The organism is Gimesia sp. (assembly GCF_048260065.1).
GTDB lineage: Bacteria > Planctomycetota > Planctomycetia > Planctomycetales > Planctomycetaceae > Gimesia.
The window spans coordinates 516,602-530,581 of record NZ_JBLXHC010000005.1 but is presented as its reverse complement, the minus strand read 5'-3'; the positions used below and the strand labels follow the sequence as shown (position 1 = coordinate 530,581).

Here is a 13,980-nt window from a genome sequence, read left to right as displayed (position 1 = left end):
GAATTTGGGCTGTCTGATGTCGGGCTGGCAAAGCTTTGTAAACGCCATGATATCCCCCGCCCCCCACGTGGCTACTGGGCCAAGAAAGACGTTGGTAAAGCTCCAGCACAAACTCCACTCCCTCCGGGCGAAAATGACGACCAGATCATCGTCTCCTATGTGGAACCAGAACGCTACGAAAAATCAGGATTGAGCGGGCAGATTCAAAAAAGTGAAACGGAAGAAGAAAAGCCTGAGAAGAAAATTGAAGTTGCCAGCAGTTTAAGAGGTGCCCATAAGCTGATTACTGCAACGAAAGAAGAATTTATCGGAGCTCAAGCAGGTGATGCTGGAATCCTTGTTCCTGATCAAAATCCATCCTTGAACATCAGTGTCACTCGAAACGGCCTTCACCGTGCGTTTTTATTGATGGATGCACTCATTAAAGCACTGGAGCTGAGAGACCTGATCGTCTCTGAAGGCCCCACTGTTTCCATCTTCGGGGAATCTGTTGCTTTTGGAATCAAGGAACGTATCAAAGTCACGAAGGAACTACCGGAAGAACATGACCTGACCGGTGCTTACCAATTTGCCTATAAAAACTACGTGACTCACGAAATCGCCACCGGGGAATTAACTGTCTATATTGATGAACCAAATTCGTATCGAATAAGTGGGTACCGCAAACAGTGGCGAGATACCAAAAAACAAAGGGTCGAAGACTGCTTAAACAAAGTCGTCAGCGGCTTAGTCAAATATGCCGCTCGCAAGCGAGAAGTCAGACTCGAGGATGAAGAACGTGAAAGAGAATACAAACGAGCCGCCGAACAACGTGCGTTAGAAAAACAACAGCGAGCGGAGCTGCGGCAACAACAGGCAGAGGAGCAGGATCGGGTAAATAGCCTCGTTCAGGAAGCGAAATCCTGGAAAACCAGTCGTGAGATTCGGCAGTACCTGGATTTCATCCGTGAATCAAATAAGTCCAGTTCAGGGGCTATTACTTTATCTCCTGAACTGGAGCAATGGCTGTCCTGGGCGGAAGATCAGGCTGACCGGCTGGACCCACTCAAAGAGTCTCCGTCTTCGATCCTTGACCTGGATATCCCGGAGGAGCCTCGATCATGGTTCTAACACCGACTCGGTGTCGTCTGGCACAGTCACGTGAAGAAATTGAACCCCTGGTCCAACTCTGCAAAGAGGGCAAGGTGTTCCAGGTCCAGGAATGGATCGTTGAGAACAAACCAGTCGATCCCCCAGTGCCTGCCAATGGAGGTAATCAAAAACATACCCCGCTACGGTACGCGATAGAGCGTGGTTTTCACAGCCTGGTAGAAGTACTGCTGGAAGGGGGAGCCTCGATAGGCTCTGAATATGGCTACTGCCCCATGATGCTGGCGATCTCAAAACAAAGGCTGGACCTGGTAAAGCTGATCGCAGATCGCGGATTTCAGGCGTCCAAGATCGACATGGATGAAGTCTTTGAGTCATGGCAACCTGAAATCATGGAGTATTTCATCGATAACGGTGCCGATGTGGAAACTGGCATGCCACTGGCGACTGCATTGTGTAATCGAACCCGGACGGCACTTCGGATATTCAAAAAATACCAGGATCGTTTTCCCAGCTTTCAGGAACAGGCGAATGTGGCATTGCGTCATCACTGCCAGGAAGGAAACCTGAAGTGGGTCTCACTCCTGTTGTGGGTAGGTGCTGACCCGTTTACCCCTGGTGAATCTGAGCCTGGCAGGGAAATTGATCCCGAAGATGGCGGACTATCCGCCCTCGGTTTTGCAGCACTCTGGGGGAACTACAAAGTATTCTCCTTGAAACAGATCAAGATCAGCCCCGATCATCCCGCGGTCTACGAAATTTTGAAATACGCCGATAGAGATGAGGGTTACGACTTGATCCATGATCTGCTTATACAGGGGATGAATCCGAACGAGCAGGACAATGGAGGCTGTTCTGCTATCCAATCCTTGCTGGTTTCATTGGACTCATGCATGTTCATGAGATACAGCTCCCGGGACGACCATGGCAGGAAATATGATACAGAGACTGCACGCAACAAGCTTAAACTAATTCATCTGCTGGCGAAGTATGGCGGGAAATGGATACCTGCCGAGACTGACGAGATCATAGAGGCTCGCCGGTCCCTATTGAAAATGACCGCTGATTACACCATGGAGTTTGTCTGGATCATGTCAAAGTATCAGGGATGTTCGAGAACAGACATCAAGACTCTGCTAAAAACTCCCACGATCAAAAAACATGCCAAGGACCACCGCCAGCAGCTGGATGAACTGATCGATCAACTCAGTACCGAGTAGACAGTCTGAAAAACGCTAATTATTTAGTTCACTGAACCAGGAAGTCTCCGGGAAAACAGCTACATCGAATCCTTCAACGGTAAAAAGAGAGAGAGATGAATTGCTCAACAGAGAATTCTTCGATACGTTATAAGAAGCCAAAGTGCTGATCGAACGCCGGAGAAGAGGTTACAACTTGATCAGACTACAGTGTTCTCGGGCTACAGAGCCCCTAGTATTACAAGCTAACTCAGGACCAGGTCAGTTTAGCAGGAGACAGAGCATGAAGTCGCCCTTATTCAACAGTCTCTTTGTAAAGATGTTTCACCAGAACACGATCAATTCTCACCGTCGTTTTCTTACCGGTGGTCTACTTTTCTTAATATTCATGCTCACAAGTTGCGACAGTCCAGGTTCACAGAAACCAGTTCTAGAACCGAAGGTTCATCATACTACACATGAAATAAGGCATAGCAATCAATTAGAAAATAAAGATCTCAAGGGAAATACCAACGACTCTAGCAAAATTGCAGCCGAACTTGAAAAAGAGGGAGAGAGACCTTAAATCCTGATCAGGTACCACGTCTTAATATGATCTAACTGAGCAAGAACATCATCAACAGCTAAAGAAAACACTTAGGCGCGAATCTCCCACTAGTCCCGGTTCATAAAATACAGCAGGATAATTTAATCTTTATGCCAGTGCGTCCTAAACCGTAAAATGCTTGTCTGCTCCAAGCTGCACAACGTCGTCTCCGAACAAACTGAGAGGGTATGCTTCGTTCATATCGTCACTGACGGCGATCACTCTTTTCCGGCAGAACGGTAACGCGTCATCACCGGCTATTCCAATTCCACGCACTATGCCACATCGGTCCATTGATTCAGGACACAGGCTTCCCACCATCCTGCCAGAAGTAGTTCCACGCCGCTCATTATCAAAACCGACACGAAGTACCAGCTTTCCACTCGCGGGTATCAACATACGAATTTCCCTTCGTATCAGAGGCGCTGCTCGTCTATACAGAGTAACTCTTACCATTCTATCGATATCAGTATCTGCATTTAAAAAGTGCTTTTTAAATCACTTTTACTGATTACGATGCTAAAACAAGTCATCACTTCCGATTTCATTTCCGGTACCTTCCGCGTCGTAAACAGGTCTCCTCTGAACGTCGACATCCCACTCCCTTCCCAGGAAGTTATTATCCATAACCCCTTCTCTCACGTCGACATTCCAGTCTCCTGAATGTCCTGCACTCCCACCGACTGACATCCTGATCTGATGAAGCCCCTCGCTTTGTATAAACTCCTCTCTCTTGCCCAGCAGTACCCACTGACGAAAAAACTCACTGACACCGGAAAACGCCAGGTCGTACAGACCGACTGAGGCGTTTTCAGAAGGCTTCGCAGCCGATTTGGTGGTGTGATGAACAATGATAGGAGTAGCTCCTGCTTTCAAACAGGTTTCGGTCATCCTTCTGAGAATAGGACCGACTTCATAAATATTCGTAGGCGAGACAGTTTTCCCTCCACCGGTGAGACATAAATACAAGGGATCGATGAAGACTACTTTAATCTCCCTCCATTCAAGGATCTCTCCCAATCTGTCTAAGTCATCCTGATCAGAAAGATTTGGTAACGAAAAAGCCCAATGTACTCTGGATATTTCTCTAAGACTTAAATCCTTTGATAATGAGATTCGTTTCGCAGTGTCTTTTAAAGATGATTTTCCACTTTCTCCTGACATGACAGCTACTCTACAAGCAGCGGGAACATGGAACTCGCCCAGGAAAGGCGTTCCCGATCCCAAACTAAGAGCCATGTCAATCACCAAGCCCGTCTTTAAACACTTTGCCGGCCCGCCTATCACGCCGGCTTGCCCCTTGACGAGAATCCCTTCGATCAACCAGTCATGTTCACAATTCATGTCTGCAAATTTACTGGATTGAATGAACTCGTATCGTTTCAGTGCATCTGCAGGACGCTCAGACTTTGCTTCACGAGTTCTCTGGCGAGACTTTTGCTTAGATGTATTCATTATCCTATTCCTGAAATAGTGAGGGGTAATAGAAGTATTTTTGACGGAATTTACTCCCTTCCTATAATGGATGTTTTTCCGTCAAACTGAGATGAATGAAGTAAATCATAAGACTAAATACAGATTATCCATGTTAATCAGAATCCCTGTGAGGACTTCACTCTCATTGAGATAACTCATATCGATCTTTTCGAGTAACTCCTTATCGTGTTTTTCTTTTAAATCTCGAACGCATTCTCTCCGATTTTCTGCTTTCGATCGCAACTTCTCAGAAAAATGTTGCTCCCTTAGGTTCAACTTTTTCGTAAGATCTGTCCCCCCCTGTTGTATATAGTCATAAATCTCGCATAGCACATCCTCTACCGACCCTTTCCGCCGATCCCCTCTTGATTGTCGTAATACGATCAGATCGAGACCGCAGGATGTTTTCGTTTGAAAACGTTCAGTCTGGCGTGTGAATAACTTAAATTGTCTGGGGGTCTGAAAGATAAACGAAGACAACTTGATCAGTTTAAACGCTTTCACTGTTTTCAATTCCATGCTCAACGGGAGAAACAGTTCGGCGTCAGGGTTGTTCTTCATAGCTTTCTTCACGAACTGTTTGGCAGGTTTCAGTTTTAGCAGTAAGGTATCCGTAGTAATCGGCGGTAAATCAGTCATGTTATCTTCGGAGTAAGTCTTTCTGATCCATTCTCCGTAAACATCCTGGCTGCCGGGACCGAACGATCTCATTTTGACGTCTTTGATTTTTAAATCTTCCTCGTCGTAAACAAATTTAATATGGTTACTGCAGCCATCACAGGCGATCGCGTCAAATGCAACAGGTCCTCCCTTCCCCGTTTCTTTGTGTTCGATAGTGTGCATGTCAAAGAATTTGCGATACTTCTCATCAGATACTTCGAAGAAACGCTGCAAGTGTCCCTGGTACCAGATTGAAAAATCGCGATCATTATCTGGTATTTCCTGTGGATCGTGAAAAGGGATTTCAGACTCTTCATCCGCATGTCGTATAGGATAATCTGGCATAATTTCCAGGCACTCTGAAAATGTGCATGCGGGAATTCGATCACGCCTATAAGTACAACCGTCTGTGATGACCTGTAAGCCGTTTAAGGACTGCACCATGGCGAAGGCCTGAGACCTGGCCGCCGCGCCGATAAAGTTGCCCGCGACGATGTTGTTTGTGGGGTGATGTTTACAGACTAAAACTCCAAACATGGTATTAGCCTGCATTTTCCAGACGTAGTCCCAGTCGCTCCCTTTTCCCTGACTCTTCTTAGCCATCCGACGTTTCTTACCGATTTCACTGGCATACTTTCGGATGGGAAATTGGTAGGCGACGTAATCGTGATCAACGGGTTCTTTATGGATCAGGCACATTTCGCTTTTGAGGTACTCTGAATTCCAAGGTAATTCAGCTGTAGTGTTCTCATCATAAAGCCGGTCGTATTCTTCTGTTGTCTTGGCAATCATTCTTCGATCGTAAAATACGATTGATTCGACGCGAAGTTGTTCATACTCCGACCGCATAGACGTGGGGAGGGCCTGAATCATTAACCATGTGTCGTGAGTTACAATTCCGGACTCAATCCGGCGGGAAAACAATTTAGCCCCACTGTCTTCTTCCTCGGATCTGTCGACTTCTTTTCGAAGTGCGGTAATCCTCTCATACCCGACCTTCTCCCTGTAGTTTTCATGGGTTAACGCGTTTAGTGTTGAAGGGACCAGGAGATTGTCGGAATGCTCGAAATTGCCTGTCACGCGGATATACCATGCGTCCTCGGGAGATAATTCGCGAACAAACTCTACCCCTTCGGTGAGGGAGAGGTTATTACCGCCGGGTTCGAGAATGATGGGACGCCCCCAATATACATTCATGTTGGATAGAATATTGTTGTAGCATCCAGCGAAATCAGCATCTCTGAGCATCCCTGGCGACTGATGCCAGAGTGTGGTCGCGGTTCGGCTAAATGTTAGTCCCCCGTGGAATCTCCCTGTTTCAGGTCCAAACCGACTCGTACTGTGCTGTCCGTGCAGCGAGGAAATACCACTCTTGCGCATGAGTTTTTTAATCTCGCTCGCCGCTGAGAGGTATTGAGAATTCTTTACTGATTGTGCCGTCATAGTGAGAATAAAATCTTTGACACGGCTTCCGATCGTTGCCGCCATCTCCGGGATGTCGCTTTCTGGTACCCTGAATTCTTGGTAAATCTTCGCATCGTATTCTTTCATCTGTTCATAGGTCAGTAAGGTATTCACGACGTCGACGATGGCATAGCCGTAAGCCTCATTTGGTTTAGCGTGGAATGTGTCCGACATTCTAGCTAATTCAGCCTTGGAGATAGATTCAGCTTTCTTCCGATTGATAAAAATATTGGACAATTTGTCTAGTTTTGAACCTGCGAATGGCAGCGCTGTATCGCGTGTCTCGATTCGGACTTGGTAAAGTCGGTTCGAACCGTATTTTGCATACTCGACAACCGGATTACTGACGATGTGATTTGCGTATTCTTCTATCAACTCTAACTTGCTGCGGCTATCGAGCTTGATGGATGAAGATTTGAAGCTGTCTTTGTGGAAAAGAGAATCGTTATATTTCCTGCCGAAGGATCGTCCGATGTCAGCAGTGAGAAAGTGTCCGATTAGTACAATCTTGATTGTGGGGAGTATCCATTTTTCTTTCTCTGAATCCCATTTCGCACCGACATACCATTGTGATTTGACACTGATGAGAGGGTCGATCTCAGTTTTTGAAAAAGCTTCAAGTTTTGGTAATTTAAGGAGATTACTCAAAATCTCCACAAGTGAAAGTTGATTATGGATAGATGCAGGTTTCCTCAGAATGAATTTCTCACAATATTTGCCGTAACCGTCTTCTTTCGTTGTTGGTAGAAACGCATCGTGATTAAAACCTTCTGGTAGTGATGGTATGCTTGGCGAGTTAAAAACCTGTACCATCACATTTCCATTTTGGTGACGAGCCGCAGCTTGTATGGTCAGTGTTTGAGCATCCTGATACTCGGTATCGATTGCGATCTCGATTGACTTTTGTGTAAGTCGGTTTAACCATTTCAAGTGATGTTCTTCTTGGTCGTATTTTGCCATTGGTTCTCCCCTCATTCTCTGATTCAAGATTCACTCATGCGACTCTGCAGAGCCGCTTCACTGTCTCGATAAGCGAGACCAGGGATAGAGAAGGGACAGAAATGTTGTATGGAATGAGATTTTTTTTTAAGCTCGTTAATAGCTGTTCGGTAGGCTGGAGAACAGCTTTTCAATCGACCGGATCGTAACAAAGTCCCTGAGGACCTGGGATGTATTAACCTGCCTGAAAATCTGAGACAGAATGAAATACAACGAGATTCATACTTCCTGACTGATATTCGAGGAAGACGGTTTTAGGCGTTGAACAGGAGGGCAGGATTCAGTTTCGTAAACGTCGATCATACCGCAGATGAGCGCGGGAGATAGATTGCTACCCCGGAAGTTTCGGAAGAATGGCCTGGTGAATTCAGAAAGTGGTTTTTAGATGTTGGCCCCCCCCTTCTTCATCACATTCATCTCCTCGAATTTTATGAATCCTGGTACAATGGATAAAAGTAATTAATTGGCATTTTGTAGCACTAGGTGGTTTATCATGGCTTGGGAAAATCGAGGCAATACTGCGACTTATTACTATCGTTCTGTGCGGCAGGACGGGGTAGTAAGAAAATTGTATCTCGGGAACGGTCCTGCGGCACACGAAGCAGCTGAATCAGCTGCTATCGAGCGAGCGAACCGAGAAACCTGTCACAGACTGATTTCGAGTGAGGAGATGAAAACTGCCACTGCCTGCCAACTTTCGAAACAGGCCGAGACGGTTAGTACGATATTGATGGAAGCTGTCCTGCTGGGAGCAGGTTTCTGGCGTCAGAACTACAGTCGATGGAGGAAACGTCGTGGAAACTAATGAATCAGACCGAATGACACATGAGGATGCCGTGGCAGAGCTTAAGGTTCTGATCGCACGAGCCAAGCAAGGTGACGCACAGGTAATACCCCGTCTTTGTGAATACCTCGACAACAACCCGATCTTATGGACCCAGGCTGGTGATCTTGCACTTCAAGCCCAGGCCTCCTGGGTCAACTTGATTGGTGGTCAAGACAAACATCTTAAGCAGTGTCTGGTGCGGAAGGTTAATGATATAAAGCAGGAGTTGTCCGGGCCATCTCCATCCCCGTTGGAGAAGCTCTTGGTAGAAAGGGTCGTGACGACATGGCTTCGGATTCATTACTGTGAAGCACACGATGCTCAGCAAGATGAAAAATCCTTGAAGTGGGCTGAGTATCGTCTTAAGCGATATCGGACGATGGCTGATGTACACACCAAGTCGATCGGAGCTTTGTCCATGTTACGTAAACTTATGCCGACGACGAAAACATCCGACACCGATCAGCCTGAACGGAAAAGAACTCGGGATGACGAGGCAGTCAAGTCAGAGCAGACGAATATGGAGGAACCGACCTCCAGTACTAATAGTCAGCAGCCAGTAAACGGGCATCGTATCAACGGGCATAATCGCCTGACAGAGTTGCTTGGTTTGGGCGATGGAATTTCTGGCATTGAATCGCACTAGAATGGCGTAGACTATGAATTTTCTCTGCTATGATACAAGTGTCTTATGAAACATGGGAAATTGGATAGAACTGAATGAAGTGATGGATTGGCCATTTGTAGCACATGGAAGCTTTATCAGAATTAAAACTGTTCACATCTCTGAAGAAAACGTCTATGCGAAACGCGGTGTAAGCTAGATATAGAGTAAAAAATGCCCTGTTGTCAGGTGAATCGGTACCTCTTTGTTGCGTACCGCTCTCAGTTAGATAGTGTGATACGGGGTTAACAGTGAATTCTTCTTAGAGAACGGGGCGCGCTGCTGGCACTTTTTTATGGTCGCTAATGTCTTATTAACGATTGAGATTGTGTTGAAGCTGCCATATCACCTCGTAATTACGGCTTTTAACACCGGACTGAAACCGTAGCGACTACCCTGGAATGGGAATTTGACACACAACCTGTTCATACAAACTTAAGACTGTCCTGGGAAGGGTGAACGCTCTACCCGTATCCCCTGTCTACATCGCTCTTGCTAACCTAGCGCTTCGAGGGTTGATCGGTGAAAGCTACTGGAACTCCATTCAGTATTTCCAATTAATTTTTAACTGCTGAAATCGCGGGGTATACATTATCGAAGTTTGCAGAAAAGCATGATCAGGAGACACTCTGTGCCCTTTCTCTCAAGGCCTTGATCAGCTTGTTGATCAGGGCATCTGCTGCCGCATCGGCAGATTTGAGATCGGCTCCATGATCCAAAGCCGTGATCTGATCATCCAGTTTCCCAGCCCAGGCCTGACAGCGTTCGATTAACCAGGTGCGGTCTTCTTGAGATAGTTGAGGATGAGGGGCTTTGATCAAGGTTTCACAGCCGTGGCGAAACTGTTTTAAACGGGTGAGTAACTCTGCTTTTGTTGCAGTCGGTTTGTTAGACCATTCATTCGCCGAATCGGCTAACTGGTTCAGATATTGGTCTGCCGGAATGTCGGCGGTTAAAACCTCTGGGCGGTCCCAGCCCCAGCCAGGCTTTGCTGGTTGTTGATTAAGAAATACAGCAATTAATACCAAAGCAGTTGAGATGAATCCCAAGATTACAGATTTCTGGAATGAGATTTTCATATAATCTGTTTGACGCTGAACTGACTCAGAAGCTGTATTGACTTTCTGGATTTGATCTAACAGGTATTCCTTGATCCGATCGTTTTCCTGTTCCTCTTTATGATGCTGAAAACGTTGCTGCCAATACTCGCCCCCTTCAAGTAGCAGTCGCTCCTGCAGTTCCAGTAACAGGTAAGGTTGTGTAAGCAATTGTGCTAGTTGAACTGGTCGTAGTTCTGCCATGCCGTCTCGAAGTATCTTACTCCACAGTTCACCACACACATCGTCTAAAGATCGTTTTTGATCCTGGTCTTTATGTACCGCTGAAAACTGTGCTACTACTTGCGATATATTGGGCCCCGTCAGCTGTGTTTCCAGCCATTCACTGATCTCTTTCGTTTTGTCAGGCAGGTCGAAGGCAACGAGATTCATAGTTTTCCCTCCTGACTTATTTTGATGTAATATTTTAAAATATCGTTTGCACGATCGCCTCGCAGCTGCACGGTACTGTTTTCGACGCTTTGTTGCACACTGATTATACGGTGGATCATGCTCGCCAACCGGAGTTTGACAATTCTTTGACGTAGTTCATCAGGATGACGCATACAGCTATGGAATAGAGCCACTTCTTCCTGACGAACGACTTTTTGTACTGGTTCATTAGGTCCGATGATATTTCTGCCTCCATTAAGAAATGGCCGGTCAGCATTTAAGAAATTGATCTATTAACAGATTCTTCGCAATCTGAACGTCCCCCCATAGATATGCCGTCAAAAGTGAGATGTTTTTTTGCCAGGCTTACATTCAAGTTTCTGGAACGATGTTTTTGCTTCCACCTGCATGGATTAATGGGGTCTAGAGAAAGCCAGGAGAGCGACACCTTCTTGGGCGGATAAGATTGAAATTCATCACAAACACCTGTCACTCTGTTACAGTCTTTTCGTGGTCTGTAATCAGGGGCACAGATTGCTTCGCAAAGATTCAATTCCGATCTTCATTATGATTTTGCAATTCAGGGGACTAATTTCCCTATCGTCCACAAGCGATCCGCTCTGCCTGGCTCAAAAGTTAAAACCTGCTTATCAATCTAGTGGCAGACCTTCACCCAGCGCGTTACGGGAACTTTTACCGTGTGGTAGCAGACCTTCTTCACAACATACGGATTCCCACAATGATCATATCGCGTCAAGTAAACGGTGCGTTTTTCCTTCTGATACTGATAGGTCGTGACCTGACGGTAGCAGCAATGATCTGATTTGTGACACCGAGATCCGGCGGAAGCGGAATTAACTCCTGAAATTGAGATCACTCCTACTAAAATAACCGCCATCAGACTGACTCTCAGCTTGGTCATGTTTCTCATCATCGGCTCCTGTTCTTTTAAAAAAAGTGTGAAAGTTTGGTTCGACACCGGGGAAACGATCGTTGTCAGAGAATCTTCCCGCAAAAACCAAAGATTTTGAAAAAAGAACAGTTTTTTAGATGAGACATTGCGAGGAATTGATCGGATAAGATCAGATCATCGGTACCATGTACCTACCCAGGAACATGGAGTTCCACTTTGATGTCATGATCAGCTCGTCGAGGATTGTGTTCGCAAAAATCTGGCTGGTCAGATTTCCGATTGGTACTTATCGTGGAGGCAGGACACTCAGTAGATTGTCGGCGGGAAACCAGTTTTGGGTAGCCACATTGGTTACAATTCGATCTTTCGATTTACCGTAACAGTCATAGCAAGAAATCGTGAGTCTTAACGAATAAAGGTGTGTCGGGTGAGCTCATCATTTTTCAAATTTCGATGCTGGCTGGGGGTAAACCCCCTGCACCCCCTTTCAGAGAACAGAGTTCAGAGTCATAGAAAACAAAAAATGAGGAAGACTGGGGAACTAATACAACTCACACACCACACGAAAACCGAAGTTGTTGTGACAGTAATCAGGAGAGCACCTGTAACGGTTCGCAGAACGATCGTACTGAGGGTTGAAGCTCCACGACCCGCCACGCAAAACGCGAGAAGAGCCGGAGGAAGGGCCACTCGGATCAGTGATAGGAGATTTTCCATAATAATCCTCCCCGTACCAGTCCTGGCACCACTCCCATACATTACCGTGCATGTCGTACAAGCCAAACGCGTTCGATCGAAAACTTCCCACAGGACTGGAGAAAACGTAGTTGTCACGCACAGAAAGATAATCGAACGTCTGGTAGTTGGTCCATCGGTCCTTCGCGGTTTGATCGGCAGTATTGCCGATAACAGCCAAACCATTCGGGTCATCGCCGGTCTGATAAAGGCTTGTCGTGCCTCCTCGGCACGCGTATTCCCATTCTGCTTCCGTCGGTAATCGGTACGACTTCCCTTCCTGGCGGCTCAACCACTTGCAGAACGCGACTGCGTCGTTCCATGTCACATTCACTACCGGATGCTCGTCAGTCTGCTTGAACCCGGTGTTTTTCCAATTGTATTTCGGATCACGGCCTTCAAACTTTTCAGTCGTTTCATTCCAGCCATATCCCCCTTCACCATCTTTTTCTGCTTCGGTTTGGTAGCCTGTTGCCTCTACAAACTGACGAAACTGGCCCACAGTGACCTCGAAAACCCCCATCTGAAACGACTTTGTTATTTTCACGCGGTGTTGAGGGTGCTCGTCTGCAAAGTTTTCTGCCTTGCTCTCGAACAATCGTGCAATCTCAGCCGCCGATTTACCACTGCCCATCAGAAACTCACCGGCGGGTATTTCTGCCAGTTGCATGCCAATGCTGTTCGTAATCGATTTTCGGAGACTCAATACAGGATACCGAATCAACTGTTGAATGTTTGTCACATGCGTCTGCAACTCAGGAATCTGGCTGGTGCGGAATTTGCCCCGCACATGATCTTTGACGTGCTGTTGTGTATAAGCCACCAGTTCCGTCAATTCGACCGTTCCGTTACTATTACCAGTTGAGTCGTTACCGCGTCGGTCTGCGGCGCCACGAAGTCCATCCAGCACATAGTGAAAGAAGACACCATGTTTTAGATCCTGGTCTTCCTGAGCTTCCTGTCCCGCCTGGCAGGCGAACAGGGCAACTGTACTCCCGGGAGGAATATTAGGTTCGGGCCGGGTCACACTGGGAATCGAGCGTCCCGTATTGGAGAGAGGGTCATTACGACAAGCATCACTGAGCAACAGCTTGTGACTGGCCGGGCATGCTTTTAATTTGTCATAGATCGTGGCATAGGAAATGAGGTGTTTGCGTTCCTTGATCTCAGTATCAATCGGGCAGAAATAGCTATCTTTACCTGTTTTGAATTTGACGCCATGCCCGGCGAACGCCAGCAGTACACTATCGTCTGGATTGAGCCCCTTGAGAATCAGATCCAGTTCCCGCAGAATATTTTCTCTGGTGGGAGAGAGTCCTGGTTCCTTCAGGCTGCGGGTCTGCGTGAGCACAGTGATGTTTTTTTGATGATATCCCTTGGCATGCAGTAAGCTGGCTAACTCCTCGACATCATTCTCCGTGTATTGAAGCGCATTCAAGCCGCTTCGCTGTCCGTAATTCTTCACTCCGACCAGAAAAGCATAATTGGCGGCCCGGCTATCTGAGAGCCACACAGACAATATCAGGAGAACTGACAAGTTGGTTATTGTCTGACAAAATCGACTTTGTTTCATCGTCTTTCCTCACTTTGAATCGCCTGTTATCGGATCGGGAAATACTCTGAATAGATAATCCCAATGGTAACCATGCTTATACCCGCAGACAACTGCCTGCCATCACCATCATAATTTCCAACACGCTTCTCGTTGCATCTGTTAACTGAACGCTGAAATCGACCAGATTGACTGTCCCTCAAGGAAGACAACGAATGTTGTCAGAGTTTCTTCCCCCGTTCTATAAAAAACAGAACATCTAGAATATCGTGTTGTTCAAATTTCGGAGCCAGCAGGGGGTAAACCCCCTGCCCCCCCCTTTCAGAG

At 46.6% G+C, this 13,980-nt stretch carries 9 protein-coding genes; 5 read left to right on the top strand and 4 right to left on the bottom strand.

Features of this window, described 5'->3' with window-relative positions:
* From ACN0YN_RS12785 to ACN0YN_RS12775, 3 genes are all read left to right on the top strand, one after another.
* Positions 1-1,110: hypothetical protein (locus ACN0YN_RS12785; RefSeq protein ID WP_417385397.1), on the top strand; the 1,110-nt coding region annotated here is incomplete at its 5' end.
* Positions 1,101-2,309, top strand: coding sequence for an ankyrin repeat domain-containing protein (locus ACN0YN_RS12780; RefSeq protein ID WP_417385396.1), 1,209 nt, complete (start codon positions 1,101-1,103; stop codon positions 2,307-2,309). The genes ACN0YN_RS12785 and ACN0YN_RS12780, both read left to right, overlap by 10 nt.
* Positions 2,310-2,571: 262 nt before the next feature.
* Positions 2,572-2,853, top strand: coding sequence for a hypothetical protein (locus tag ACN0YN_RS12775; RefSeq protein WP_417385395.1), 282 nt, complete (start codon positions 2,572-2,574; stop codon positions 2,851-2,853).
* Positions 2,854-3,393: 540 nt separating this feature from the next.
* Here ACN0YN_RS12775 and ACN0YN_RS12770 read toward each other — a convergent pair.
* Both ACN0YN_RS12770 and ACN0YN_RS12765 read right to left on the bottom strand, forming a co-directional pair.
* Positions 3,394-4,329: an AAA family ATPase gene (locus tag ACN0YN_RS12770; RefSeq protein ID WP_417385394.1), complete on the bottom strand. Its 936-nt coding sequence runs from the start codon at positions 4,327-4,329 to the stop codon at positions 3,394-3,396.
* Positions 4,330-4,434: 105 nt separating this feature from the next.
* Positions 4,435-7,434 carry a hypothetical protein gene (locus ACN0YN_RS12765; RefSeq protein WP_417385393.1) on the bottom strand — a complete coding sequence of 1,000 codons (3,000 nt, stop codon included), beginning with the start codon at positions 7,432-7,434 and terminating at the stop codon, positions 4,435-4,437.
* Positions 7,435-7,966: 532 nt separating this feature from the next.
* Between ACN0YN_RS12765 and ACN0YN_RS12760 the strand changes: the two genes are divergently transcribed.
* The gene (locus tag ACN0YN_RS12760) at positions 7,967-8,278 is read left to right on the top strand and encodes a hypothetical protein (RefSeq protein ID WP_417385392.1); all 312 of its coding nucleotides are present in this window, start codon (positions 7,967-7,969) and stop codon (positions 8,276-8,278) included.
* A complete protein-coding gene (locus ACN0YN_RS12755; protein ID WP_417385391.1) occupies positions 8,268-8,945 on the top strand; it encodes a hypothetical protein in 678 nt (225 codons plus the stop codon). Before ACN0YN_RS12760 ends, ACN0YN_RS12755 begins: the two co-directional genes overlap by 11 nt.
* Positions 8,946-9,580: 635 nt before the next feature.
* On the opposite strand, the gene ACN0YN_RS12750 is transcribed toward ACN0YN_RS12755, so the two are convergent.
* Both ACN0YN_RS12750 and ACN0YN_RS12745 read right to left on the bottom strand, forming a co-directional pair.
* Positions 9,581-10,453, bottom strand: a complete 873-nt coding sequence (locus ACN0YN_RS12750) for a hypothetical protein (RefSeq protein WP_417385390.1) — start codon at positions 10,451-10,453, stop codon at positions 9,581-9,583.
* Between the two features lie 1,454 nt (positions 10,454-11,907).
* Positions 11,908-13,614, bottom strand: coding sequence for an SUMF1/EgtB/PvdO family nonheme iron enzyme (locus ACN0YN_RS12745; RefSeq protein ID WP_417385389.1), 1,707 nt, complete (start codon positions 13,612-13,614; stop codon positions 11,908-11,910).
* Between the last annotated feature and the right edge of the window lie 366 nt (positions 13,615-13,980).

Coding starts and splice junctions, on each gene's coding strand:
- ACN0YN_RS12760 (WP_417385392.1), top strand. CDS start 7,967: ATGGCTTGGGAAAATCGAGGCAATACTGCGACTTATTACTATCGTTCT.
- ACN0YN_RS12770 (WP_417385394.1), bottom strand. CDS start 4,329: ATGAATACATCTAAGCAAAAGTCTCGCCAGAGAACTCGTGAAGCAAAG.
- ACN0YN_RS12775 (WP_417385395.1), top strand. CDS start 2,572: ATGAAGTCGCCCTTATTCAACAGTCTCTTTGTAAAGATGTTTCACCAG.
- ACN0YN_RS12765 (WP_417385393.1), bottom strand. CDS start 7,434: ATGGCAAAATACGACCAAGAAGAACATCACTTGAAATGGTTAAACCGA.
- ACN0YN_RS12750 (WP_417385390.1), bottom strand. CDS start 10,453: ATGAATCTCGTTGCCTTCGACCTGCCTGACAAAACGAAAGAGATCAGT.
- ACN0YN_RS12780 (WP_417385396.1), top strand. CDS start 1,101: ATGGTTCTAACACCGACTCGGTGTCGTCTGGCACAGTCACGTGAAGAA.